This is a genomic window from Micromonospora sonchi (assembly GCF_014646235.1).
GTDB lineage: Bacteria > Actinomycetota > Actinomycetes > Mycobacteriales > Micromonosporaceae > Micromonospora > Micromonospora sonchi.
Window position 1 is genome coordinate 96,527 of the sequence record NZ_BMNB01000007.1, and the last position, 25,770, is coordinate 122,296.

Genomic DNA, 25,770 nt, shown 5'->3' on the forward strand with positions numbered 1-25,770 from the left:
GGGATGGTGGGCCTGGAGGAGGCCGAACGGGTCGAGTTGACCGTGGCGGCGGTCGCCCCCGGCGGGCACTGCGTGGCCCGGGTGAACGGCCAGGTGGTCTTCGTCCGGCACGCGCTGCCCGGCGAGCGGGTGCTGGCCGAGGTCACCGAGGTGCACCGGGGCTTCGTCCGGGCCGACGCGGTGGCCGTGCTGGAGGCCGCGCCCGAGCGGGTCACCCCGCCCTGCCCGTACGCCCGGCCGGGCCGCTGCGGCGGTTGCGACCTGCAGCACGTCGCCCCGGAGGCCCAGCTGCGTTGGAAGGCGGCCGCCGTGCGGGAGCAGCTCATCCGCCTCGGCGGCCTCGACGAGACCGCGTGCGACGCGCTGGACGTACGGGTCGAGGCGTTGCCGGGCGGCCAACTCGGCTGGCGTTCCCGGGTCCGGTACGCGGTGGATGCGGCGGGCCGGGCCGGCTTGCTCAAGCACCGCTCGCACGAGGTGGTGCCGATCGACCGTTGCCTGATCGCTCACCCGGCCATCCAGGAACTGCCGGTGCTCACCTCGACCGGGGCCAACTGGCCGGACGCCGAAGCGGTGGAGACCGTCGCCTCCACCGGGGGCGACGTGGCGGTGCTCGCCGTCGCGGCGGGGCGTACCGACCTGGTGCAGGGCCCGCAGCGGGTCCGGGAGCGGGCCGCGGGCCGGCAGTGGCGGCTGCCCGTCTCGTCGTTCTGGCAGGTGCACCCGGCCGCCGCGGACACCCTGGTCGACGCGGTGCTGGAGCTGACCGGGCCGCGAGTGGGGGAGACGGTGTGGGACCTCTACGGCGGGGCCGGGCTGTTCGCGGCGGCGCTGGCCGACCGGGTCGGTCCCGGCGGGCGGGTGACCCTCGTCGAGGCGGCCGGCGACGGGATCGCGGCGGCCCGGGACAATCTGGGCGATCTGCCCCAGGTCGAGGTGGTGGCGTCCCGGGTGGAGAAGGCCCTGGCCCGCCGCCGGATCACCGGCCCGGTGGACGTGGTGGTGCTCGACCCTCCGCGATCGGGGGCCGGCGCGCGGGTGGTGCGCGACGTGGTCGCGGCCGCGCCCCGGGCCGTGGCGTACGTGGCCTGCGACCCCGCCGCGTTCGCCCGCGACCTGCGGGTCTTCGGTGATCTCGGCTGGCGGCTGGCGGCGCTGCGCGGGTACGACCTGTTTCCGATGACCCGGCACGTGGAACTGGTCGGGCTGCTGTTGCCGGGTGGTGAGTGTTAAAAGGGGGCCCTTCCTCTACCGCAGGCGTTAAGAAGGGGCCCTTCCTTGCACCGGCTGCGGTGCGGGCGAGGGCCGATAGACTCTGCGGTCATGAGTGTTGATGAGGATACGGCCAACCAGGGCCGGCTGCTGGCCGCGGTGCACGGTCCCCAGGACGTCAAGCGGATGTCGGGCACCGACCTGAACATCCTCGCCGCCGAGATCCGTGACTTCCTGATCGCCAAGGTGTCGCGCACCGGCGGGCACATCGGCCCCAACCTGGGCGTGGTGGAGCTCACCCTGGCCCTGCACCGGGTGTTCGACTCCCCTCGTGACCGGCTGCTCTTCGACACCGGCCACCAGTCGTACGTCCACAAGATCATCACCGGTCGGCAGGCCGGCTTCGACCAGCTGCGCCAGCGCGGCGGGCTCTCCGGCTACCCCAGCCAGGCCGAGAGCGAACACGACATCATCGAGAACTCGCACGCCTCCACCGCCCTGTCGTACGCCGACGGGCTGGCCAAGGCGTACGCGCTGCGCGGGGAGTCGCGCAGCGTGGTGGCCGTGGTCGGCGACGGGGCGCTGACCGGCGGGATGTGCTGGGAGGCGCTGAACAACATCGCCACCGCCGGCAACCCGCTCGTCATCGTCGTCAACGACAACGGTCGGTCGTACTCGCCGACCATCGGCGGACTCGCCGACCACCTCTCGACCCTGCGGCTGAACCCGGGCTACGAGAAGGTCCTCGACACCGTCAAGGACGCGCTCGGCTCGACCCCGCTGGTCGGCAAGCCGATGTACGAGGTGCTGCACGCGGTCAAGAAGGGCATCAAGGACGCGGTCGCGCCGCAGGCCATGTTCGAGGACCTCGGCATCAAGTACGTCGGCCCGGTCGACGGGCACGACGTCGCCGCGGTCGAGGCGGCGCTGCGGGCGGCGAAGCACTTCGGCGGTCCGGTGATCGTGCACGCGGTCACCCGCAAGGGATACGGCTACCGCCCGGCCGAGGAGGACGAGGCGGACTGCTTCCACGGCCCGGGTGCGTTCGACGTGAAGACGGGCCAGTTGGTCGCCGCGCCGGCGGTGAAGTGGACCCACGTCTTCGCCGACGAGTTGGTCGCGATCGCCGACGAGCGGCCCGACGTGGTGGGCATCACCGCCGCGATGGCCGAGCCGACCGGCATCGCGAAGATGGCCCGCAAATACCCGGAGCGCACCTACGACGTGGGCATCGCCGAGCAGCACGCCGCCACCTCGGCGGCCGGGCTGGCGCTCGGTGGGCTGCACCCGGTGGTGGCGGTCTACGCGACCTTCCTCAACCGGGCCTTCGACCAGGTCCTGCTGGACGTGGCGATGCACAAGCTGCCGGTCACCTTCGTGCTGGACCGCGCCGGCATCACCGGCCCCGACGGGCCGAGCCACTACGGCATCTGGGACATGTCGGTCTTCGGGGTGGTGCCCGGTCTGCGGATCGCCGCGCCCCGCGACGCCGCCACGCTGCGCGAGGAGCTGCGTGAGGCGGTCGCCGTCGACGACGGCCCCACCGTGGTCCGCTTCCCGACCGGAGCGGTCGCCGCCGACCTGCCCGCCGTGCGCCGGGTCGGTCCGGTGGACGTGCTGGCCGAGTCGACCCGTACCGACGTGCTGCTGGTCGCCGTCGGCGCCTTCGGCCAACTGGGCATGGACGTCGCCGCCCGGGTCGCCGAACAGGGCTACGGGGTCACCGTGGTCGACCCGCGCTGGGTCCGCCCGATCCCGGCCGAGCTGGTCGAGATGGCCGCCGAGCACCGGCTCGTGGTCACCGTCGAGGACGGCGTCCGGGCCGGCGGCGTCGGCGACGCGTTGGCCCAGGCCATGCGGGACGTCGGTGTCCGGGTGCCCCTACGCGACCTGGGCGTACCGGCCGACTGGCACCCGCACGGCTCCCGCGCCCAGATCCTGGCCGACCTCGGTCTGACCGCCCAGGACGTCGCCCGCGACGTCACCGGCTGGATCTCCCGCCTCGACACCCACCCCGTCGACCCCCTTCCCCTGAGCACCCCCTCCCCCAACTAACCCCCCACCCACCCCCCACCTGCTTTCCCGCGCCGATCTTGCACTTTCGGTCGCCGTTACGCGGCAGATGCCCCTTTTGCGGCGACGAAAAGTGCAAGATCGGCGCAGCGGGGAGGTGGGGCAGCGGGGAGGTGGGGAGGGAGGGGGAGCGGCGCAGCGGGGGAGTAACGGGTCAGCGGCGGGGGGAGCCGGCGGAGCGGTAGTGGGTTTTGTCCTCGGCGGCGAGGCTGAAGGTCTCGCTGCGGTCGGGTCGGGGGACCACGACCAGGCCGGGGCGGTCGACCAGGCGGGTCGTGTTCGGCGGCGCCGACAGCGTGGTGTCCTTGGTGGAGCGCCAGCTCAACACGACCAGTGGCTGGTCCGGCACCGGAAGTTCGTAGACCTGCAACGCGTTCGTCCGGTCGGCGGGGGAGAACACCACCGGGCCGTCGCCAGCTGATCGGTAGACGACGGCGCTCATCGCGCCCTCGGCGGTCTCCCAGGTCAGCTGCTCCAACTCGGCCGGCTCGCCACCGTCGAGCGCCACCTCGCCGAGAGTGCGGATGGCCAGTTTCGACTTCGGCCAGGACGCCGGCACCAACTGCGGGGCGTTCCGATCCGCGACGCGTCGCGTGACGCTGCCGAACGGGCCGTCCGCACGGGCCAGCTGGCAGGTGTCCAGACCCGACAGGGCCCGCCTGCCGGAGCCGCTCTCGTCGCGAACCAGCGGGTACCGGGGGTCCGCGGTGCCGGTGCCGAGGTCGAGCAGTCGGTCGGCGGCCCGGCCCCGGGGCAGCGACTCGGTGGACCGCAGCGCGGCCGTCACCGTCACCGCCCGGCACGCCGGCACGTCGACCGGATCGGTGAGGCCGTCGGTGCCGGACAGCGCGCTGCCGTCCGGGCCGAGGAGCCGGCGGACCCGCTCCGAGGTGAGGTAGCGCCGCCCGTCGGCGATCTGCACCGGCAGCACGTCGGAGTAGACGAGGTAGCCCGGATCGGTGTACTCGGTGGCGTGGGTGACCGCGTACCGGTCGCCGTCGGCGGTGAGCTGGAGCAGCCAGGAGGCGGCCTGGCCGGGCACCTGGGCGGCGACGAGGGCCAGTGGGACGCCGCCGACCTCGCCGGAGAAGAGAATGCCGGACGAGGGCACGTGGACCCGGTCGTCCACAGGCGAGCGCCAGTCGCGTACCGCTCTGGTGACGGCGGCCGTCACCGTCGCGTCCTCGATCAGTGAACCCCGTGGGGGCCAGACGGTCAACGAACCGTCCATGCTGTCGTACCCGATCCGCAGGTCCTGTGGCCGGCGCTCGGCCACGGGCCCGCACGCGGTAACGGCGGCCAGCAGGGCTGACAGGCTGATGGCCGTCACGCCGCGCCAGCGGAATGAAGCCACCTGTTACGCCCCCGATCGACTCGGTCGTCGTGTATCGGAGGGCAATAGTACGAGACGTCCCGGCGGTCCTCCGCGTCGCCTCACGCTGCGTGGCGCCCACCGCACGCCGACCGCACGACGGCCGCAGCCGATGCCGGGTCGACTTGGGAGCAATATCCCTACTCGGGTAGACTCCGCCGACTGTGACGCCTGCTGAGACCCGCGCCGCAGCATCGCCAGAATCCGACGTCGTCGTGGGCTCGCCGACCGAACCGGTCACCGTCAGTGAGAGTGTGCGGCACTCCGAGCGTACGCTGCACTCCGCTTCTGCCGCCGGCGCTGCCGTCACGGGCGCTCCGGTTATCGGCGCTCCGGCGGCCGGCGGCTCCGCGACCGCTCCCACCGTCCACCCGGGTCGGAGTGCGGCGGCCGGCAGACTGGCGGCCCGATGGCGCCGCTTCCGGTGGACGCGCCGCCGGGTGGACCTGGCGGTCTTCGGCGGGTTCCTGCTCGTCGCGGTCTGGGTGACCAGCCAGATCTGGGTGGACCCGGCCGGCCGGGTGGCCTCGCTCTACACCAGCGACCCGGCCCAGGTGCAGTTCTTCCTCGCCCACTCGGTACGGGTGGTGCTGCACGGCGAGTTCCCGTTCTTCACCGAACAGTTCAACTACCCGGACGGGGTCAACCTGATGGCCAACACGGCCATCCTGGCGCTGGGCATCCCGATGGTGCCGGTGACCCTCCTGTTCGGACCCGCCGTCACCTTCGTGGTGCTGGTGACGCTCGGCCTCGCCGGCACCGCGTGGGCCTGGTACCACGTGCTGTCCCGGCACGTGGTGAGCAACCGGCTCGCCGCCGTGGTGGGGGGATGGCTCTGCGGGTTCTCGCCGGCGATGCTGTCGCACGCCAGTTGGCACCCGAACATCATCAGCCAGTTCCTGCTGCCGTTCATCGTCTGGCGGGTGATGGTGATCACCCGGTCCACCCGGCCGTACCGGGATGGCGCGCTGCTCGCCCTGCTGGTCACCGCGCAGGCGTTCATCAACGAGGAGATCCTCCTCTTCACCGCGATGGGCTGCGGGATCTTCCTGATCGCGATGGTGGCGCAGCGTCCCGGGCTCTGGTCGGCGGCCTGGCGTCCGCTGGCCAAGGCGCTGGCGACCTGCGCGGTGGTCGCCGGCGCGCTGCTGGCGTACCCGCTGTACATCCAGTTCGCCGGGCCGATGGCCTACCACGGCCTCAGCGACGCCGTGCGGGACTACGGCAACGACATCGCCGCCTACCTCGCCCCGGGCTCCCCGACCATCGGCGGCAACCAGCGGGCGAACGTCGACCTCGCCCCGAACTACTCCGAGGAGAACGCCTTCTTCGGCTGGAGCCTGGCGCTGATCGCGGTCGGGATCGTGCTCTGGCTCCGCCGGGAGATGCTGGTCCGGGCGCTCGCGGCGACCGCCGCCTTCTACACCGTCCTCTCCCTCGGCGAGCGCATCACCTGGTGGGATCGGGAGCTGATGATCGGCCCCTGGGAATGGCTGGTCCGGTTGCCGCTGCTCGACGCGGTGGTGCCGACCCGGTTCGGCATGATTACCAGCGTGGTGGTGGCGATCCTGCTGGCGCTGGCCATCGAACGCAGCCGCACGTTGGACCTGGACCGGCGCGTCGTGCGTACGCTGACCGCCGCCGGCCTGGTGCTGGCCCTGCTGCCGATCGCACCCATGCCGTTGCCGATGACCTCCCGGCCGCCGGTACCCGAGTTCATCACCTCGGATCGTTGGCGTGCCTACGTCGGGCCGGAACAGACGCTGGTGCCGGTTCCGGTGCCGAGCATGGGCAACACCCACGGCATGCGCTGGGCCGCCGCCACCAACCTCGACTTCAAGATGCCCGGCGGCTACTTCCTCGCCCCGCGCAACGGCAACACCGGTGACCCGGGCCGCTTCGGTGGCCGACCGAGCGGCATCGGGAAACTCCTCGAGGAGGTCGCGTCGACCGGGCGGACGCCGGAACTGGACGACCGCCAGCGGCGCCGCTCCCTCGACGAGCTGCGGCACTGGAAGGCGGCCGTTCTGGTGCTGCCGGTCCGGCAGCCGCACTCCGAGCCGCTGCGGCAGACCGTCGAGCAACTGGTCGGTCCGGCCCGGCTCGAACTGGACGTCTGGGTGTGGGACGTACGGCCGCTGACCGACCCGAGGAGCTGAGCGGCGGCCGGTGGCGCGTGGCTGCTGAGCCGTACGCCACCGACGAGCCGGGCCGTCAGCTCTTCGTCCGCGGCTGCGCCCTCAGCTCTTCGTCTGTGGTTGCGTCGTCAGCTGTTCGTCCGCGGTTACCGGTGTCAGGCCTCGCCGGCCGCGTGTTCGGCGAGGAACGCTCTCGCTGAGCGCGCGTTCCGCAGGGCCGTGACGGTCACGACCCCGAGCACACCGACGAAGACCACGGCGAGGATGACGAAGCCGGGGGCCCACCGGAGGAACGCCTGCGCGACCTGCAGCATGGCCATGCCGCCCAGCGGCAGCGCGAACGCCGGTTGGTCGATCAGATGCTCCGCGACCAGGGGCAACAACGGCCGATCCTCGTCCCGGCGCAGCGCGGTGCCGCGTACCTGCCGGACCAGTGCCCGCCGGCGGGACCAACCCTTCGCCCACAGCCGGGAGCGGGCGTTGCGCCGGTAGTGGCCGCTGTGCCCCAGCCACAGGAAGCCACCGGTCGTCGTGGCCAGCCCAGTGCCGAAGAGGAGGATACCGAGGGCGCTCGCCCAGTCCGGCGGGTCACCGCTGATGAACCGCGGATCGTGGGAGTCGATGCCGGACGCGACGAGCCCGGCGGCCAGGATCACGGCCGTCCCCGCGACCGTCAGCGCGATCACCAGCAGCAGGAACCGGCCGGGCCCCCGCCGCACCCACCTGTCCAACGACTCCAACGGTCCGCCGTCGTTCATGTCCACACCGCCGTCCATCCGCGACGCTCACCACAATCCTCGCCACGGGCGGCGCCCGCTCTCGCGGCCGGCGCCCGCTGGATGTTAATAGGGGGCCCTTTCTCTACCGGAGGCGTTAAGAAGGGGCCCTTCCTTACACCCTTACGCCCGGTCGCGGACGTTCCAGAGCCAGACGTCGTCGACGCGCTGCGGCTCGCCGAGCAGGGCGGTCATCAGGTCGCGCAGCACCGCTTCCTTCGGGTGGGCGCCGAGCACCACCACCGAGGCCCGCCAGAAGCGCAGGTCCTCCACTGCCTGCCGGCGGTCCTCGTCGGTCAGGTCGGGCAGCTCGCCGGCGTCCATCGTGCGGTAGATGAGGGTGCTGGTGGGCCGGTTCGGTGCGCCGAAGACGCCTGCGCCGTCCTGGTTGGGGCCGATGAAGTAGCCGGCCGGGATCGGGAACTCGTGCTGGGTGAGCGCGCTCCAGCGCAGTGTGGACAGGCCGTGCACGTTGCTGGGGATGGGCACCGGCACCAGCGCGCGGCCGTCCGGCACGTAGGCCCGCCAGGCGCCGGTGGTGATGAAGGCCGGCGGCGGGTCGACCGGCTCGGCCGGCAGCGGGGTGGGGAGCAGCGGCAGCACGGCGAGCGTGATCGCGGCGTACCCGATCCCGCGCTGCCAGCGGGGACGGTGCCCGACGGTGGCCACCGGCTTTCCGGCGCGTGGCGCCGCGTCCGCCGCTGGCTCCCCGGCGCGCGGTGCCGGGATCGGCGAGCGGCGGTTGCCGGCCACCGCGTCCCAGGCCAGTGCGAGCAGGACGCCGAGCGCGGCGGTGGTCACCAGGGTCAGCCGGGTCGGCATCATCATCTCGACCAGCGGCAGATCCGCCGGGATGTACGACCACGGGCCGGCGGTCCCGGTCAGCTCCCCGTTGAACCGGATCTCCGGGCCGAGCGAGGCGACCGAGAAGACCACCGTCAGCACGGCGAGGATCCGGGCGATCAGCGAGCGGCGGACCAGCAGCGCCAGGGCCACCACGGAGAGCAGCATCAGCGGCCAGCCGAACCAGGTGTTCTGCTCGGTCAGCCCGATGGTCGCCTCCACCGCCTCGTCGCCGGCGATGGTGTCGCGGGGAAAGGCGACGAAGGCGGCGAGGTCCTCGCCCCAGCTGTGGAACACCCCGCCCTGCAGGCCACGGTAGGACTGCGGGCCGTTGAACTGGTACCAGATCGGGTAGGCGGCGAGCAGCAGGGCGAGTCCGCCACCGACGCCGAGTCCCGCGCCGAACGTGCCGGCGCGCTGCCACGCCGCGCGCGGTCGCATGATCGCGTACGCGATCACGACGACCAGGCAGGCCAGCGCCGTGAGCAGCAGCATCTCCTCGTTGATGAAGATCTGGTACGCCACCAGCAGGCCCAGCACCAGCCCGTTGCGGCGCCACCGGCCCGGTTCGGTCAGCCGGAACACCCGCACCACGATCAGCGGGAGGAGGAAGTTCGAGACGAAGTTCGGCTGGCCGTTGGCGTGGTGCACGATGCCGGGGGCGAAGCCGAGGAACGCGCCACCGACGAAGGCGGCGGCCCGGGAGCGGACCAGGTGCCGGGAGAGCATCCAGTACGAGGTGCCGGCGGTGGCCGCCATTGCGCCGCCCAGGTAGAGCGCGTACACCACCTGGGGGCCGAGCAGCCAGGTGAGCGGGGCCAGCGGCAGGGTCACCCCGAGCAGCGAGGTGTTGGCCATCATGTTCACCCCGTCGGGGGCGTTCTGCCGCATGCTGAACAGCGGATTCTCCAGGTGCAGCACCGAGTACGCACCGTGCGAGAACAGCCACTCGAACCAACTGTGGTCGGTGGGCAGATGCGACGACACGCGGTTGTTCACGTCCACCCAGTAGTTGAGGCAGACGAGGACACCGAGCAGCACGTACGCTCCGATGGCCAGTACGTCGCTGCGCGCCGGCCAACGTCGGGGGCGTCGTGTCGGCGGTTGCGCCTCGACGGTCTCGGAGACGGGGTTCAGCGAGGGGTCTACCACCGGCACAGCCACGACGGGCCATCGTACAGGCGGGGTGCCGGGGCACCCGACGGCCATGAGGGCGCGTACCGGGTGCGCGGCGGGGGAGGACGACTGTGACGTTGATCGACCTCGGTGAGCGGACCGGGCCGACCGACCCGGAGCGGCCGCGACGGCGGGGCCCGTCCGGCAGCCGCTGGCTGTGGGCCGCGCTGGTGGCGCTGGTCGCGTTGCTGATCCTGGCCGGTGCCGCGCCGCCAGCCCCCCGGATGCACGCGATCCTGCCGTCCTCGCTGGCCGCCCAGGTGCACCTCACCGGAGACCAGATCCTCACCGTCGTGCCGGTACGCGAGGTCACCGACGGTAGCCAGGAACTGCTCGCCTACCGGAGGCCGGAACGTGCCACCGGGTCGCCGCAGCGGCTCACCCCACTGTGGCGGATGCCCGTGGCGCCCGACTACCGGGTCGACACGGCCGACCGCGTGGACGGCTCCGGGCTGGTGCTCTCCCTTGTCGGGGCGGAAAGCGAGGTCGAGACCCTGCTGCTGGACAGCCGGACCGGGCAGCTCCGCTGGCGGAAACCCGGAGCCGCGATGCTCGACGCGTCGGGCCGGGTGATCCTGGAACGGTCCGACGGGCGGGGGCTGATAACGCTTGCCGTGGTCGAGTTGGCCAGTGGTCGCGAACTGTGGTCGGTGCCGTCGAAGGCGAGCTGGGCCAGCTATCACAAGCGAGAAGGGGTTGTCGACGCCATCGTGCTCTCCGGGGCGGCCGGTGCCGTCGAGGTGCTGGACCCGGAGACCGGCGCGCTGCGGGACACCATCCTGGCCATCGGCGACGTGTCGCGCGGTTACCAGCACGCGTGGGTGATCGGTGACCTGATTCTGGCCCGCAACGTGACGGGCGTGGTCGCCTACGACATCGATGGACTGGTCCGACGCTGGCAGACGGCTGGCTCGCCGGTCGAATGGATCGCCCCGTGCGGCGCTTTGCTCTGTGCGCGCGACATCGACGGTGACGCACACATGCTGGACCCGGCGACCGGAGCCATCCGGTGGAGCTTCCTCGACGACCTCGACATCCTGCGCGCCGGCGACCGACGTGCCCTGGTGGCCGATTACCGGATCAGCCGCGGGCTGCAGGTGGCGACCGTCGATGCGGGGACGGGGCGGATCGCGGCCGATGACGGCACCTGGGACCTGGTCCACGAGGTCGATCACGCCTCGTACGTGCTCGGGACGCGGCCCATCCCCAACGTCGGCGTGGTGCTGGCTCGGCTCGACCCGGCGCATGCGCAGCCGCGGCGCATCGACATGCTGCCCGGTGCCACTGGCAACTGCACATACCGGGAGGACCTGATCGCCTGCCGCCGCCAGGACGGCGACTTCGGGGTGTGGCAGCTGCGTGACTGACCGCAGCTCACCGGGTGGACGCTGCGCCGGGCACGACCGGCAGTGGCACGCCGGACGGCCGTGCCCAGGCATTGGTGCCGCAGCCCGACCCAGCCGCCCGGCGGCGTTGGCGGGCAACCGGCGACACCGGCCCGTCGGCGGTACGGCACCTTGGCCACCGGCGTTAGGTTGTCGGTGGTGTGGTCGGTGGGACGCGGGCGCGTGCCGGATGCGCGGTGGGAGGGAAGAGCGTGACGTTGATCGACCTCGGTGAGCTGACCGAGCCGACCGGTCCGCCACCGCCGCGCCGCCGACGCCCGGCCGGCAACCGGTGGCTGCCGGCCGCGCTGGTGGCCTTGGCCACGCTGCTGACCCTGGCCGGTGCCGCGCCGCCGCCCGCCCGGGTGCACGCGACCGTGCCGGCCGGCCTCGGTTCCGACGTGTTCATCGCGCAGGGCCAGATCTTCGCCGTCACACCGCTGCCCGGGGTGACCGACGGCAGCCAGGAACTGACCGCCTACCGGTGGCCGGAACAGGCCACCGTCAGGCCGCAACGGCTCACCCCGCTGTGGCGGGTGCCGGTGCCGACGGCCAGGCAGGTCGTTGCGGTGCAGCCGGTCTCCGCCGACGCCGTGCTGGTCTCCACCCTCCGGCGGTTCACCGCGACCGCTTCGACCCCCACCGAGACCGTGCTGCTCGACCCTCGCACCGGGCAGGAACGCTGGCGGGTGCCCGGTATCGCCACGCTCGACGCGTCGGGCCGCGTACTGCTGCGCACGTGGCCGGTGGAGGAGCCGCTCGTGCTGCGGGCGGTCGAGCTGGCCAGCGGTCGCGAGCTGTGGTCGAGATCGCTGCCGGGGGTCTGGGTGGACCACCACGAGCGCGCCGGCCTGATCGACGCGATCATTGTGTCAACAGTGGCCGGCGACATCGAGGTGCTGGACCCGGAGAGCGGGAAGGCCCGGCACCGTCTGCCCGCAGCCGACGACCTGGCCGGCTATCAGCAGACGTCGGTGGTCGGTGACCTGCTGCTGGTGGTCCGCAACTCGCGGACCGTCACCGCGTACGACCTGGACGGACTCACCCGACGGTGGCAGTCCGTCGTGCCGCTGGCCGACTACGTCAACCGGTGCGGCGCACTGCTCTGCGCCCGGGTCAACCGGGGTGGTGGGCAGTTGCTCGATCCGGAGACCGGAGCCGTGCGGTGGGGCAGCCCCGAGGACGTCGACGTCATGCTGGCCAGCGATACCCGGGTCCTGGCGGTCGACAGCGGTGCCGGCGATGCCGGGAAGATCGTCGCGATCGACCCGGGGACCGGGCAGGTGTCGACCGACTACGGCACCTGGCACCTGGTCGTCCACTACGGCTACGACCAACAACTGCTCGGGGTGCAGCAGCGGCCCGACGTCGGGCTGGTGGTGGCCCGGCTCGATCCGGCCGAGGCGCGACCTCGGATCGTCGACGTGCTGTTCGGCGCCACCGGCGACTGCCAGCACCGGTACGGACTGATTGCCTGCCGCCGCCAGGATGGTGACATCGGGGTCTGGCGGCTGCCCGACTGACCACAGGTCACCGCCCGGCCCCGGGCCGGTAGGCGGCTTGGCCGGCCCCGGGCCGGTTGGCGGCTTGGCCGGCGGCGCTAGGTTGGCGGTGGTCGCGGGCGGAAGGAACTGGACATGCGGGTACTGGTGGTCGAGGACGAACGCAACCTCGCCGACGCGATCGGGCGCGGTTTGCGCAAGCGCGGAATGGCGGTGGACATCGCCTACGACGGCGACAGCGGTCACGAGATGGCCTTCGTCACCCGCTACGACGTGGTGGTGCTCGACCGCGACCTGCCCGGGATGCACGGCGACCAGATCTGCGCGGAGCTGGCCGTCTCCGGCGCGTTGACCCGGGTGCTGATGCTCACCGCCAGCGGTACGGTCGCCGACCGGGTGGAGGGCCTGCAGCTCGGTGCCGACGACTATCTGCCCAAGCCGTTCGCCTTCGACGAGTTGGTCGCCCGGGTGCAGGCGCTGGGCCGGCGGGCCACCCCGGCGGCCCCGCCGGTGCTGGAGCTGGCCGACCTGGTCGTGGACCCGGCCCGGCGCATCGCCACCCGGGGCGGGACGCCGGTGGAGCTGACCAACAAGGAGTTCGGCGTGCTCTGCGAGCTGCTCAAGGCGCGCGGCGCCGTGGTGTCCAGCGAGGAGCTGTTGGAGCGGGTCTGGGACGCCAACACCGATCCGTTCACCACCATCGTCCGGGTCACCGTGATGACCCTGCGTCGCAAGCTCGGCGACCCTCCGTTGATAGAGACCGTGGTGGGAGCCGGCTACCGGACCGCCGAGGTGTCGGCGTGACCCACGTGTTGCGGCGGCTGCGGTCCCGGCCCGGCCTGCGGCTGCGGCGGCCCAGCCTGCGACCCACCCTGCGGCTGCGGCTGACCCTGCTCAACGGCGTCCTGCTGGTCGGCGCGGGCGTGCTCCTGATGCTGCTGGCCTGGCTGCTGGTGCGCGACGCGTTGCGGCCCACCGACGAACTGCTGCCGGGCACGACGGTGCTGCTGGCCGACGGGACGTCGTTGGACGCGGCTGTCTGGCAGCAGCGGATGGTCGCTGCTGCCTCCGGGGAACTGCTCGCCAAGGGGCTGGCCGTGCTGTTGGCGATCGGTGCGGTCGGCGTGGTCGGCGCGTACGCGGTCGCCGGCCGGGCGCTGCGGCCCCTGCAGCAGGTCACCGCGACCGCGCGTCGGCTCGGCGAGACCACGCTGGACCAGCGCATCAGCTACACCGGGGCGGACGACGAGGTGGCCGAGCTGGCGGACACCTTCGACGCGATGCTGGACCGGATAGCCGCCGCGTTCGAGACGCAGAAACGGTTCGTCGCCAACGCCTCGCACGAGCTGCGTACGCCGCTGGCGGTGATGCGTACCGAAATCGATGTGACGCTCAGCGACGACGAGGCGGATGCGGCCGAGTACCGCCGGATGGCGACGGTGGTCCGGGACGCTTCCGAGCGGGCCAACGGGCTGGTGGACGCGCTGCTGGTGCTGGCGCGCAGCGAGGCGCAGAAGGGCCGCCGGCTCGGCCGGCGTACCGAATGTGACCTGGCGGCCGGCACCGCCAACGCGCTGTCGGCGGTCCGCCGCGAGGTGGACCGGATCAAGCTGGACGTGCGGACCTCGCTGGAACCGGCGCCGGTGGTCGGCGATCCCGGGCTGCTGGACCGGCTGGCCGGCAACCTGATCGAGAACGCGATCCGCTACAACCACCTGCACGGCCGGCTCTGGGTGCGGACCGGATCGGACGGGCAACGCTCCTGGCTGGTGGTGGGCAACACCGGCTTCGAGGTGGATCCGGCCGAGGTACCAGGGCTGTTCGAGCCGTTCCGGCGGGGCGGTCGGGAACGGACCGGGGCGCGCGGGTCGGGGCTCGGCCTGTCCATCGTCCGGGCGGTGTGCGACGCGCACGGCGGTGCGGTGACGGCCGTGGCGCAGCCCGGCGGCGGACTGGAGGTGACGGTGACCCTGCCGGCGGCGGAGCAGGTTTCGATCGGATAGGCACGAACCAGAGGGGTGTGGATGCGGATCACGAGTGTGAACGCCTGGGGTGGCATGCTCTTCGACGAACTCGTCGAGTGGCTGCCCGGCGCCGGGGCGCACGTCCTCTGCCTTCAGGAGGTGACGCGCACCGCCGGCCTGACTGGGTGGACCCGCTTCTCCGACGGTGAACGCAAGCTGCCGCAGCGCGCGGACCTGTTCGACGACGTCCGCGCCGCGCTGCCGCGCCATCAGGGAATCTTCCTCGCCAGCGACTCCGGCCCGGTGTACGACGACACGGGCGGCCGCCATCGGCAGGACTTCGGCCTGGCGACCTTCGTGGCCGAGCAACTGCCGGTCGTCGGGGTCGACTCCGCCTTCGTGCACGGCGAGTTCGTCGACCACGACGAGTGGACGATCCCGGTCCGGCCGCGCGTCGCGCTCGCCGTGTGCACCGTCGACCGCGCCGCCGGCCGGTCGGTGTGGGTGGTGCAGGTGCACGGGTTGCGCGACCCGGCCGGCAAGGCCGACACCCCGGCCCGGCGTGGCCAGGCCGAGCGACTCGCGCACCTCGTGCGTCGGATCCGCGGTCCCCGCGACCTGGTGGTGGTCTGCGGGGACTTCAACCTGCTGCCCGACAGCGAGACCTTCGACGTGCTGGCCGAGGCGGGGCTGACCGACCTGGTCGGCGCGGCCGACACCCGGACGTCCCGCTACCCTAAGCCGGTACGACACGCGAGCTACCTGCTCGTCTCCGACGTCGCCGCCGTGCAGCGCTTCGAGATCATGATCGACCCGGAGGTCTCCGACCACCGGGCCCTGATCCTCGACATCTGAGCGGGACCGGCGGTCCGGTCCCGCTCAGCTGGGCTGCCGGGACGTCGCCCGCGGTTCGGTGACGTCGGCTGCGCCGGTGTCGGGCCCGGTCGCGGATCGTCGGCTCAGTCTCGTTGCTCGATCTGGCTGCGAATGGTGACGAACTCGGCCTCGGCCTCGGCGCGGGAGGAGAAGTACGTCACCACGAGGCCGACGCTGCCGCGGTCCGCCCAGGCGCAGACGCCCATCGGCACATCCTCCACCTTGCCGTCACCGCAACTGGCGTTGCCGCCGAGCGGACCCGGCTCTACCGCCGCCATGTTGGTGACGGACAGTTCGCCGCTGATTCCCTGGATCGCATCGTCCAGTTCCTTTTTCGGGTCGACCATCACGCCGGAGGCCGCCACGATCATGACGAGGTCCTGCGCCTCGGGGTCGCCGTAGAATCCCCCAACCGCGCCCGTCTCGTTCTCCACGCTGGACGTGAGATCCTGGACCAGTTTGTCGGAGGCGCGTTGCAAGTCCGGATCGGTGGTTTTTGACCGGCCGGCCAGGGTGTCCGGCGCGACCACCCGGGTCCGGGTCGCGTCGATCGTCTCGTTGACCGTGTCCTTGACCGCGAACCAGATGGCCGTGGCGCCGCCGACGCAGAGGAGCAGCAGCACCGCGAGGACGATCAGCACGATCTTCCCGACGTTGGACTTCTTCTTCGGCGGCGGGAAGGCGCCGCCGGGCGGCGGGTAAGCGTCGCCGGGCGGCACGGCACCGGGCGGGGGCGGGAAGCCGGCGGGTGCGGCGCCCGGCTGCTGCGGCACGGGCCCGGCCGACGACTACGGTGGGTACGGCCCGGCGTTCGGCGGGTTCTGGTGCTCGTCCTGGGGTTGGGACATGGAGTCAGCTCCTGCTGTCGACGAAAGCGGTGATCCTAACGAGCCAAGGCACGCCCCGCTGTCCGGGTTGCCCCCCAGGACGCATCAGTGCGAAGATCCGGTGTCAGCCCGATCCAGGAGGGGGGTGCGTCGATGTTCACTGTGATGCTGTCCGCGCCCCGCCTCGCCGGCTGACCGCTCACCCACGCGGGGCGCCTTTCAGCGGGTCCCGCAGATCAGCGGACCCAGCACGTCAGTTCTGACTGCCAAGAGGGACGACAATGAGCGCACGGATCCACAACATCGGTATCGACTGTCACGACACGTACGCCTTGGCCGGCTTCTGGGCCCAGGTGTTCGAGTGCCCCCGCCAGCCGGACGACTTTCCGGGCGATCCGGAGGCCATGCTGCTGCCCCCGGGTGGGCCGGAGGTGCTCTTCCTGGCGGTGCCCGAGGGCAAGACGGTGAAGAATCGCCTGCACCTGGACCTGGAGCCCACCGACCGGACCCGCGACGAGGAGGTGCAGCGGCTGCTCGGTCTCGGTGCCCGCCACGTCGCCGACCACGTCCGACCGGACGGCTCCGGTTGGGTGGTGCTCGCCGACCCGGAGGGCAACGAGTTCTGCGTACTGCGCAGCGCCGCCGAGAAGGCGGCGGCCGGACCGAACCCGGCCTGACGTGCCCGGGGGCCCAGCCGCGTCTGCGACTGGGCCCCCGGGGCCACCTGGTGGCTCAGCCGGCCAGGCTGGCCACTCCCCGGGGCAGGAAGCGCTGGCCGGTGACCCGCTCGCTGGCGCCGGTCCGGTCCAGGTACGGCGTGACGCCGCCCAGGTGGAACGGCCAGCCGGCGCCGAGGATCATGCACAGGTCGATGTCCTGCGCCTCGGCGACGACACCTTCGTCGAGCATCAGCCGGATCTCCTGCGCCAGCGCGTCCAGCGCGTTGGTGCGTACCTGCTCCTCGGTGAGCGGCTGGTCGCCGACCACCAGCAGCTTCGCCACCTCGGCGTTGATCTCGTCGTCGACCACGATCGGCTGGCCGGAGTCGGCGATGCGCTTGAGGTTCTCGCTGACGCCGAACCGGTCCGGGAAGGCGGCGTGCAGGGTGCCGCCCACGTGGTACGCCACGGCCGGGCCGACCAGTTGGAGCAGCGCGAGCGGACGCATCGGCAGACCCAGCGGGTCCAACGCCCGGTCGGCGACCTCCAGCGGGGTGCCGGCGTCCACGGCGGCGAAGACCGTGCCGAGGAACCGGGTCAGCAGCCGGTTCACCACGAACGCGGGCGCGTCGGAGACCAGCACGCAGGACTTCTTCAGCTGCCTGCCGACGGCGAAGGCGGTGGCCAGGGTGGCGTCGTCGGTGCGCTCGCCGCGGACGATCTCCAGTAGCGGAAGCACCGCGACCGGGTTGAAGAAGTGGAAGCCGACCACCCGCTCGGGGTGCGTCAGCTCCTCGGCCATCGCGGTCACCGACAGCGAGGACGTGTTGGTGGCGAGCACCGCCTCCGGCTTGACGATCTTCTCCAGCTCGGCCCAGACCTGCTTCTTGACGGCCAGGTCCTCGAAGACCGCCTCGATCACGAAGTCACAGTCAGCAAACACCGACTTGTCGACCGAGCCGGAGACCAGGCCGTACAGCTTGGCCGCCGTGCCCTTGTCCATCCGGCCCCGGCTGACCTGCTTCTCGATCTGGGCGTGCACGTACGCCACGCCCTTGTCGACCCGGGCCTGGTCCAGGTCGGTCAGGACGACCGGTACCTGGAGGCGGCGGGCGAAGAGCAGAGCGAGCTGGCTGGCCATCAGGCCGGCACCGACGATGCCGACCTTGGTGACCGAGCGGGCCAGTCCCTTGTCGGGCGCGCCGGCCGGCCGCTTGGCCCGCCGCTGCACCAGGTCGAAGGCGTACAGGCCGCTGCGTAGTTCTTCGGAGAAGACCAGGTCGGCCAGGGCCTCCTCCTCGGCGGCGGTGCCGGTGGCGAAGTCGGCGTCCTTCGCCGTCTCCAGCAGGTCCAGCGCCTTGTACGCGGACGGGACCGCGCCGTGCAGCCGCTGGTCGAGGGTCTGTCGGGCGAAGTAGAGCACGCCCGCCCACATGTCCTTGTCCACCTCGGGCCGGGTCACGGCGACCTCGCCACGGACCACCCCGGCGGCCCATTCCAGCGACCGCTCCAGGAAGTCGGCCGGCTCCAGCAGCACGTCGGCGATGCCCAGCTCGGCCGCCTGCTTCGGCTTGAGCATCTTGTTCTGCATCAGCGGGTTCTGGAGGATCACCTGGGTGGCGGCCGGGATGCCGATCAGGTTCGGCAGCAGCTGGGTGCCGCCCCAGCCGGGGATCAGGCCGAGGAAGACCTCGGGCAGCGCGAGGGCCGCCGCGCCGGCCGACAGCGTCCGGTAGTGGCAGTGCAGGGCCAGCTCCAGACCGCCGCCCATCGCCGCGCCGTTGACGAAGGCGAAGGTCGGGATCTCGCTGTCCTTCAGCCGGGCGAAGACGCGGTGCCCGAGCCGGCCGATCTCCAGGGCCTGCGCGCGGTCCGCGAGCAGCGGCAGGGCGGTGATGTCCGCGCCGACGCAGAAGATGTACGGCTTGCCGGTGACCGCGATGAACGCCGGCTCTGCCGCCAGGGCGGCGGTGATCGCCTCGTCCAGGCTGGTCAGCCCGGCCGGGCCGAAAGTGTTCGGCTTCTTGTGGTCGAATCCGTTGTCCAGGGTGATCAGGGCGGCCGGGCGGTCCAGCCCCGGCACGTTGACCTGGCGCAGCAGCGCCTTGGTGATCACCTCGTTCGGTGCCGCGAGCGCGCTCACTGTGCCTCCTTCGTTCGCGACTGCGGGGCTCGCAAGCTCACTCCTCGCGCTCACTTGCCACCCTCCCAGTTGGGGTTCTCCCAGATGACCGTGCCGCCCATGCCGATGCCGATGCACATGGCGGTGAGGCCGTAGCGGACCTCGGGGTGCTCGGCGAACTGCCGGGCGAGCTGGGTCATCAGCCGTACACCCGAGGAGGCGAGCGGGTGACCGATGGCGATCGCGCCACCCCACGGGTTGACCCGTGGATCGTCGTCGGCGATGCCGAAGTGGTCGAGGAAGGCGAGCACCTGCACCGCGAAGGCCTCGTTCAGCTCGAACAGGCCGATGTCGTCGATGCTCAGGCCGGCGATGCGCAGCGCCTTCTCGGTCGACGGGATCGGGCCGATGCCCATCACCTCGGGCTCGACGCCGACGAAGCCGTACGACACCAGCCGCATGGCGACCGGCAGCCCCAGCTCGCGGGCGACCTCCTCGGCCACCAGCAGGCTGGCGGTGGCGCCGTCGTTCAGGCCGGCGGCGTTGCCCGCAGTGACCCTTCCGTGTGGGCGGAACGGGGTCTTGAGGGTGGCGAGCTTCTCCATCGAGGTGTCCCGGGGCGCCTCGTCCACCGTGGCCAGACCCCAGCCGGTCTCCGGGTCGCGGATCGCCATCGGCACCAGGTCGTCCTGGAGCTTGCCGTTGGCGTACGCCTTCGCGGTCTTCTGCTGCGAGGCGAGCGCGAACGCGTCGGTGCGCTCCTTGGTGATGTGCGGGACCCGGTCGTGCAGGTTCTCCGCGGTGGCGCCCATGACCAGCGCGGACGGGTCGACCAGCTTCTCCGCGATGATGCGCGGGTTGGGGTCGACGCCCTCGCCCATCGGGTGGCGGCCCATGTGCTCGACGCCGCCGGCGATCGCCACGTCGTACGCGCCCACGGCGATGGCGCTGGCGACGGTGGTCACCGCGGTCATCGCCCCGGCGCACATCCGGTCGATGGCGAAGCCGGGAACGGTCTTGGGCAGGCCCGCCAGCAGGGCTGCGGTGCGGCCGATGGTCAGGCCCTGGTCACCGATCTGGGTGGTGGCGGCGATGGCGACCTCCTCGACCCGCTCCGGCGGCAGCTGCGGGTTGCGGCGCAGCAGTTCGCGGATGCAGCGGATCACCAGGTCGTCCGCGCGGGTGTTGGCGTACATGCCACCCGCCTTGCCGAACGGGGTGCGGACGCCGTCGACGAAGACGACATCTCGAACTTCACGGGGCACTGTGAGCCTCCTATTCGACCATAATTCGGCCTTCGCGCCGCCAGGCGGCGCTACGGACCGAATGAAGGTCGCCAGCACTGGCGTTTCCCCGGATGCTACCCGTCAGTAACAATCCCCGCCCGGGCCTCCCCCTGTGGCCCAGCCCACACCTACCTCGTTGATCATGAAGTTGTTGCCACTCCGCCCGGCGTGTCGGGGCAACAACTTCATGATCAACCCCGGTCAGGCGGGGGTGGGGGGAGTGGGGAGGGTGGGGGGAAGCAGGGCTTCGGCCAGGGCGGGGAGGAGGAGGCGGATCTGCCATTCGCGGGCGTGGTGGGTACGGAGGGCCTCCGCGACCGTCGTCTCGGTGATCTCCTCGGGGGGCTGCCAGGCGATGCGGCGGATGGTGTCGGGGGTGATCAGGTTCTCCGGCGGCAGGTGGTGTTCGCCGGCGGTGCGCACCACCACCTCGCGGCAGCGTGCCAGGCGCGCGGCGGCAGCCGGGTCCCGCTCGGCCCACCGGTGCGGTGGGGGCGGGCCCTCCACGGCCGGCGTCACCGGCAGCGCGTCCTCCGGCAGCTGTCGGGCGTCCTCCAGCGCGGTCAACCAGGTGCGGGCCAGCCGGCGCACCGACCGGCCACCGAAGCCGGGGAGGGTGAGCAGCGCCTTCTCGTCCTTCGGGTCCAGCTCGGCCGCCGCGACGATGGCCGAGTCGGGCAGCACCCGACCCGGTGCCGAGTCGCGGCGGGCGGCGATCTGGTCGCGGGCGTACCACAACGAGCGGACCCGAGCCTGCGCCCGCGCCCCGCGTACCCGGTGGATGCCGGAGGTGCGCCGCCACGGCTCGGCGCGTACCCGGGGCGGCTGGGCCCCGGTGCGCACCAGCGCGGCGAACTCCTCAGCCGCCCACTCCGACTTGCCCTGCCGGGTCAGCTCCGCGTCGAGCGCGTCGCGCAGGTCGGTCAGCAGCTCCACGTCCAGCGCGGCGTAGGTCAGCCAGGACTGCGGCAGCGGCCGGCTGGACCAGTCCGCCGCGGAGTGGTGTTTCTCCAGGCTGAACCCGAGCAGCTGCTCGGTGAGCGCGGCCAGGCCCACCCGTTCGAAGCCGGCGAGCCGGGCGGCCAGCTCGGTGTCGAACAGCCGGCGCGGGCGCAGCCCCAACTCGGCCAGGCAGGGGAGATCCTGGTTCGCCGCGTGCAGGACCCATTCCGCCTCGGCGATCGCCGCGTCGAGGGCCTTCAGGTCGGGCAGGGGCAGCGGATCGATCAGGGCGGTGCCGGCGCCGCCGCGGCGCAGCTGCACGAGGTACGCCCGCTGGCTGTAGCGGTAGCCCGAGGCGCGCTCGGCGTCCAGGGCCACCGGCCCGGTGCCGGCCGCGAATCGCGCCACCATCTCGGCGAGCTGCTCGGGCAGGGCGATCGGTTCAGGGGTGCCCTCACGGGGCGCGGTCAGCGGCACGGACTCGCTGCCGGTGGGTTCGGTCCCCGCGTCCGACGGCTCCGACCGCGCCGACGGCGGGTGGTGCGTGTCGTGCCCCGTACGGCTTGCGGCGGCCCGACGGCGCAGGGGTGGTTCGTCGGTCACCTGACAACCCTAGTGCGCGACCGGATCGCGCGGCGCGCACCCGCCCCCGTCGCGTGTCGGCCGTCAGCCGGTGATGGCGGTGCGGCGTTCCGGCAGGGCGGTGACGCCCGGCGGAGGCAGCCCGGCCGTGGAGGCGAGCAGGGTGCACCAGGCGTGCAGGTGCGGGGTGAGGTCGACGCCGGTCGGGGTCCACGAGGCGCGGATCTCGATGTCACTCGCCGCGGGCGGCCCCGCCAGCTCCCCGAACCGGGTCGACATGGTCTGGGTGATCGTCCCCCCGATGGCCCGGTGCCCCGCGCCCTGGGCGTCGAGGGCGTCGGTGAGCCAGGTCCAGCCCACCCCGGGCAGCAGCGGATCGGCGGCGAGGTCGACCTCCAGCTCGGCGGTCACGTAGGTGACCAGCCGCAGGGTGCCCTGCCAGGTCTCGTGGCCGGCCGGGTCGTGCAGCAGGATCAACCGCCCGGTGGCCACCTCGTCACCGTCGCGCAGCACCGACGCGGAGAGCGCGAAGGCGTACGGCGCCAGCCGCTGAGGCGCGGCGACCTCCTCCAGGAGGATCTCCGGCCGGGGCGCCGCCGACCGCAGACCGGCGACCGCGCGGGCAAAGGTGTCCGGAAGCGCGATCGGGGCGGCCATGCCCGCAGCCTATGCCGCCGTCCGCGCTCCGGCCGGGACGGCACGCCGACGATCCACTCGCCGATGATCGTGTGCACGTCACAAAGAGGGCGGTAGGCGTGGGGACGGGGTGGGGCGCGTGGCACGATGGCCGCGATGACCACCGACAGCACGGGCACCGCCCGAGACGACGCAACCCGCCCCGGCGGGCCTGCCGACTCGCCCTTCGTGCGGGCGTGTCGGCGTCGGCCCGTCCCGCACACCCCGGTCTGGTTCATGCGCCAGGCCGGACGATCACTACCGGAGTACCGCGAGATCCGGGCCAACGTGGCGATGCTGGAGTCCTGCCGCCGGCCGGACCTGGTCACCGAGATCACCCTCCAGCCGGTCCGCCGGCACGGGGTGGACGCGGCGATCCTGTTCAGCGACATCGTGGTGCCGGTCGCGGCCGCCGGAGTCGACCTGGACATCGTGCCCGGAACCGGGCCGGTGGTGGCCGAACCGGTGCGCACCGCCGCCGACGTGCAGCGCATCCGGCCGATCGGCCGCGACGACGTGCCGTACGTGGACGAGGCGGTCCGGATGCTGGTCAGGGAGCTGGGCGACACCCCGCTGATCGGCTTCGCCGGGGCTCCCTTCACCCTGGCCAGCTACCTGATCGAGGGCGGTCCGTCGCGGACCCACGCGAAGACCAAGGCGCTGATGTACGGCGAGCCCGAACTGTGGCACGCCCTGGCCGGCCGGCTGGCCGAGATGGCCCTGGCGTTCCTGCGGGTGCAGATCGAGGCCGGGGTCTCCGCGGTGCAGCTCTTCGACTCCTGGGCCGGCGCGCTCTCCGAGGCCGACTACCGCCGGTTCGTGCTGCCTCACTCGGCGGCCGTGCTGGCCGGGCTCGCCGACGCGGGTGTGCCCCGGATCCACTTCGGGGTGGGCACCGCCGAGCTGCTCGGCGCGATGAGCGAGGCCGGGGCCGAGGTGGTCGGCGTGGACTGGCGTACGCCGCTGGACGTCGCAACCCGCCGGATCGGGCCGGAGCAGGCCGTACAGGGCAACCTCGACCCGTGCCTGCTGCTGGCCCCGTGGCCGGTGGTGGAGGCCGAGGTACGCCGGATCCTCGACGAGGGACGGGCCGCACCCGGGCACGTGTTCAACCTCGGCCACGGCGTGCTGCCGGAGACCGACCCGGAGATGTTGACCCGGGTGGTCGCACTGGTGCACGAGCTCTCCGCCCGGCCCGCCGACCGGGACTGACCGCCATGACGACGCGGTGGCGGGTGGCGGTGGTCGGTGGCGGCATCGCCGGGCTCGCCGCCGCGGTCCGGTTGCGCGACCGCACCCCCGCCGGCACCGAGATCACCGTGTACGAGCAGTCCGGCGCGCTCGGCGGCAAGCTGCGCACCGGTGAGCTGGCCGGCGCTGCGGTGGAGTTCGGCGCCGAGTTGTTCCTGATGCGTGACCCGGCCGGCGGGGAGTCCGCAGCCGTGGCCCTGGTCCGCCGGCTCGGGCTGGCCGGGCGGATCGTGCACCCCACCGTCGGGCAGGCGGCCCTCGCGGTCGACGGCGGGCTGCGCCCGATCCCGGGCGGGACGCTGGTGGGCGTACCCGGGGATCTGGACAAGGTGGCGACGGTGGCCCGGCCGGACGCGGCGGCCGACCGCGACGAGGGCCGGCCGCTGCTCGGCCCCACCGACGACGTCTCGGTCGGCGCGCTGGTCCGCTCCCGGTTCGGCGACGAAGTGGTCGACCGGCTGGTCGACCCGATGCTCGGCGGGGTGTACGCCGGCCGCGCCGACGACCTCTCCCTGGCCACCACCATGCCGGCCCTGGCCCGAGCGGCCCGGGTGGAGCACACGCTGCTCGGCGCGGTCCGCGCGGCGCAGGCCGCCACGCCACGCGCCCCCGGCGAGCCGGTCTTCGGCACCCTGGCCGGCGGGCTGAGCACCCTGGTCGACGCGGCCGCGACCGCCAGCGGGGCGACCATCCGCCGGCACGCGGCGGTACGCGAACTCACCCCGACCGGGCCCGGCTGGCGGCTGACCGTCGGCCCGACCCGCGACCCCGAGCACGTCGACGTCGACGCGGTGGTGCTGGCCGTGCCGGCCCGGCCGGCGGCCCGGCTGCTCGCCGACGTCGCCCCCGGGGCCGCGGCGGGCATCGGCCGGCTGGACTATGCCAGCGTCGCGCTGGTCACCCTCGCGCTGCCCGAGCCGGCGCTGCCGGAACTCTCCGGTTTCCTGGTGCCCGCCACCGAAGGGCTGCTGATCAAGGCGTCCACCTTCTTCACCACCAAGTGGGGGCATCTGCGCCGACCGGACGGGTTGGCCCTGGTGCGCGCCTCGGTCGGCCGGTACGGCGACGAGGCCCAGCTCCAGCGCCCCGACACCGACCTCGCCGCCACCGTGCACCGGGAACTGTCGGCGGTGCTCGGCGGGCCGCTGCCGGCCCCGGTCGACGGGCACGTGCAGCGGTGGGGCGGCGCGCTGCCGCAGTATTCCCCGGGCCATCTCGACCGGGTGGCCGACGCGCGGGAGGTGCTGCGGGCGGCGCATCCGACGCTGACCGTGGCCGGCGCCGGCTACGACGGGGTCGGCATCCCGGTCTGCGTCCGCTCCGGCGAGACGGCGGCCGAGGAGATCATCACAGCACTGGAAGGATCGGGCAGATGACCGAGACGAGCAACGCGGCCCGGCTGCGGGAACTCAACGCCAGCATCCGCTACACCATGTGGTCGGTGTTCCGGGTCAACTCGCCGCTGCCGTCGCTGCGCGACAACATCACCGGCGAGGTCGAGTCGCTGATCGAGGAACTGGCCGCCAAGGACGTGGTGGTCCGCGGCACGTACGACGTGGCCGGCCTGCGCGCCGACGCGGACCTGATGATCTGGTGGCACTCCTCGTCCAGCGACGACCTCCAGGACGCCTACCTGCGGTTCCGCCGCACGGCCCTGGGTCGGGCGCTCACCCCGGTGTGGTCGCAGATGGCGCTGCACCGGCCGGCCGAGTTCAACAAGAGCCACATCCCGGCGTTCCTCGCCGGCGAGGAGGCCCGCGCGTACCTCTGCGTCTACCCGTTCGTCCGCTCGTACGACTGGTACGTGCTGCCCGACGCCGAGCGGCGGGAGATGCTCTCCGAGCACGGCAAGATGGCCCGGGGCTACCCGGACGTACGCGCCAACACGGTCGCCTCGTTCGCGCTCGGCGACTACGAGTGGATGCTCGCCTTCGAGGCCGACGAGCTGCACCGGATCGTGGACCTGATGCGTGACCTGCGCGGCTCGCGGGCCCGGCTGCACGTACGCGAGGAAGTCCCCTTCTACACCGGTCGCCGCCGCCCCATCGCCGACATCATCTCCAACTTGATGTAAGGAAGCCGGTCGGGGCCGCGCCGGAGGGAGAAGGC

20 protein-coding genes are annotated in these 25,770 nt (G+C 72.6%); 12 read left to right on the plus strand and 8 right to left on the minus strand.

Going from position 1 to position 25,770, the window contains the following annotated elements; genetic code table 11:
- The first annotated feature begins 3 nt into the window (after nt 1-3).
- On the plus strand, nt 4-1,233 hold the full coding sequence (locus IEY61_RS09620; RefSeq protein WP_189042933.1) for a class I SAM-dependent RNA methyltransferase: 1,230 nt from the start codon (nt 4-6) through the stop codon (nt 1,231-1,233).
- Between the two features lie 90 nt (nt 1,234-1,323).
- Complete coding sequence (gene dxs / locus IEY61_RS09625; RefSeq protein ID WP_189042695.1) at nt 1,324-3,267, plus strand: 1-deoxy-D-xylulose-5-phosphate synthase; 1,944 nt, start codon at nt 1,324-1,326, stop codon at nt 3,265-3,267.
- A gap of 172 nt (nt 3,268-3,439) precedes the next feature.
- Here the strand turns inward: dxs and IEY61_RS09630 are convergent, their stop codons facing one another.
- Entirely contained in the window at nt 3,440-4,639 is a 1,200-nt protein-coding gene (locus IEY61_RS09630) for a hypothetical protein (protein ID WP_189042697.1), read from the minus strand.
- A 182-nt stretch (nt 4,640-4,821) separates the two neighbouring features.
- Here IEY61_RS09630 and IEY61_RS09635 point away from each other — a divergent pair, with 182 nt between their 5' ends.
- Complete coding sequence (locus tag IEY61_RS09635) at nt 4,822-6,816, plus strand: DUF6311 domain-containing protein (protein ID WP_373293124.1); 1,995 nt, start codon at nt 4,822-4,824, stop codon at nt 6,814-6,816.
- Between the two features lie 134 nt (nt 6,817-6,950).
- Here IEY61_RS09635 and IEY61_RS09640 read toward each other — a convergent pair whose 3' ends face one another.
- Complete coding sequence (locus tag IEY61_RS09640) at nt 6,951-7,553, minus strand: hypothetical protein (RefSeq protein WP_189042699.1); 603 nt, start codon at nt 7,551-7,553, stop codon at nt 6,951-6,953.
- Between the two features lie 141 nt (nt 7,554-7,694).
- Nucleotides 7,695-9,623 carry a DUF6311 domain-containing protein gene (locus IEY61_RS09645; RefSeq protein ID WP_308424560.1) on the minus strand — a complete coding sequence of 643 codons (1,929 nt, stop codon included), beginning with the start codon at nt 9,621-9,623 and terminating at the stop codon, nt 7,695-7,697.
- A gap of 38 nt (nt 9,624-9,661) precedes the next feature.
- Here IEY61_RS09645 and IEY61_RS09650 point away from each other — a divergent pair, with 38 nt between their 5' ends.
- The 5 genes from IEY61_RS09650 (at nt 9,662) to IEY61_RS09670 (ending at nt 15,296) form a co-directional block, all read left to right on the plus strand.
- Nucleotides 9,662-10,957, plus strand: coding sequence for an outer membrane protein assembly factor BamB family protein (locus IEY61_RS09650; protein ID WP_189042703.1), 1,296 nt, complete (start codon nt 9,662-9,664; stop codon nt 10,955-10,957).
- A gap of 230 nt (nt 10,958-11,187) precedes the next feature.
- Nucleotides 11,188-12,498 carry an outer membrane protein assembly factor BamB family protein gene (locus tag IEY61_RS09655; RefSeq protein ID WP_189042705.1) on the plus strand — a complete coding sequence of 437 codons (1,311 nt, stop codon included), beginning with the start codon at nt 11,188-11,190 and terminating at the stop codon, nt 12,496-12,498.
- A gap of 114 nt (nt 12,499-12,612) precedes the next feature.
- Entirely contained in the window at nt 12,613-13,281 is a 669-nt protein-coding gene (locus IEY61_RS09660; RefSeq protein WP_189042707.1) for a response regulator transcription factor, read from the plus strand.
- Nucleotides 13,282-13,322: 41 nt separating this feature from the next.
- Complete coding sequence (locus IEY61_RS09665; RefSeq protein WP_189042935.1) at nt 13,323-14,480, plus strand: sensor histidine kinase; 1,158 nt, start codon at nt 13,323-13,325, stop codon at nt 14,478-14,480.
- 21 nt (nt 14,481-14,501) lie between these two features.
- Nucleotides 14,502-15,296, plus strand: coding sequence for an endonuclease/exonuclease/phosphatase family protein (locus IEY61_RS09670; RefSeq protein ID WP_189042709.1), 795 nt, complete (start codon nt 14,502-14,504; stop codon nt 15,294-15,296).
- Between the two features lie 104 nt (nt 15,297-15,400).
- Here IEY61_RS09670 and IEY61_RS09675 read toward each other — a convergent pair whose 3' ends face one another.
- The gene (locus IEY61_RS09675; protein WP_189042711.1) at nt 15,401-16,090 is read right to left on the minus strand and encodes a hypothetical protein; all 690 of its coding nucleotides are present in this window, start codon (nt 16,088-16,090) and stop codon (nt 15,401-15,403) included.
- Between the two features lie 335 nt (nt 16,091-16,425).
- On the opposite strand from IEY61_RS09675, the gene IEY61_RS09680 reads away from it, so the two are divergent.
- Complete coding sequence (locus IEY61_RS09680) at nt 16,426-16,821, plus strand: VOC family protein (RefSeq protein ID WP_189042713.1); 396 nt, start codon at nt 16,426-16,428, stop codon at nt 16,819-16,821.
- 55 nt (nt 16,822-16,876) lie between these two features.
- Here the strand turns inward: IEY61_RS09680 and IEY61_RS09685 are convergent, their stop codons facing one another.
- The 4 genes from IEY61_RS09685 to IEY61_RS09700 all read right to left on the minus strand — a co-directional run bounded on the left by IEY61_RS09685 (nt 16,877) and on the right by IEY61_RS09700 (nt 22,392).
- Nucleotides 16,877-18,946: a 3-hydroxyacyl-CoA dehydrogenase NAD-binding domain-containing protein gene (locus IEY61_RS09685; RefSeq protein WP_189042715.1), complete on the minus strand. Its 2,070-nt coding sequence runs from the start codon at nt 18,944-18,946 to the stop codon at nt 16,877-16,879.
- Nucleotides 18,947-18,996: 50 nt separating this feature from the next.
- On the minus strand, nt 18,997-20,190 hold the full coding sequence (locus tag IEY61_RS09690; protein WP_189042717.1) for a thiolase family protein: 1,194 nt from the start codon (nt 20,188-20,190) through the stop codon (nt 18,997-18,999).
- Nucleotides 20,191-20,412: 222 nt separating this feature from the next.
- Nucleotides 20,413-21,756, minus strand: a complete 1,344-nt coding sequence (locus IEY61_RS09695) for a ribonuclease D (protein WP_189042719.1) — start codon at nt 21,754-21,756, stop codon at nt 20,413-20,415.
- 63 nt (nt 21,757-21,819) lie between these two features.
- On the minus strand, nt 21,820-22,392 hold the full coding sequence (locus tag IEY61_RS09700) for a DUF3000 domain-containing protein (protein ID WP_189042721.1): 573 nt from the start codon (nt 22,390-22,392) through the stop codon (nt 21,820-21,822).
- A gap of 135 nt (nt 22,393-22,527) precedes the next feature.
- On the opposite strand from IEY61_RS09700, the gene hemE reads away from it, so the two are divergent.
- Genes hemE through hemQ form a run of 3 tightly spaced genes read left to right on the plus strand, consistent with a single transcriptional unit; the run spans nt 22,528 to nt 25,735 of the window.
- The gene (hemE, locus tag IEY61_RS09705) at nt 22,528-23,622 is read left to right on the plus strand and encodes a uroporphyrinogen decarboxylase (protein ID WP_189042723.1); all 1,095 of its coding nucleotides are present in this window, start codon (nt 22,528-22,530) and stop codon (nt 23,620-23,622) included.
- Between the two features lie 5 nt (nt 23,623-23,627).
- Nucleotides 23,628-25,037: a protoporphyrinogen oxidase gene (gene hemG / locus IEY61_RS09710; protein WP_189042725.1), complete on the plus strand. Its 1,410-nt coding sequence runs from the start codon at nt 23,628-23,630 to the stop codon at nt 25,035-25,037.
- Nucleotides 25,034-25,735 (plus strand): hydrogen peroxide-dependent heme synthase, encoded by a 702-nt coding sequence (gene hemQ, locus IEY61_RS09715; protein ID WP_189042727.1) that lies wholly within the window; start codon nt 25,034-25,036, stop codon nt 25,733-25,735. Before hemG ends, hemQ begins: the two co-directional genes overlap by 4 nt.
- The last annotated feature ends 35 nt before the right edge of the window (nt 25,736-25,770 follow it).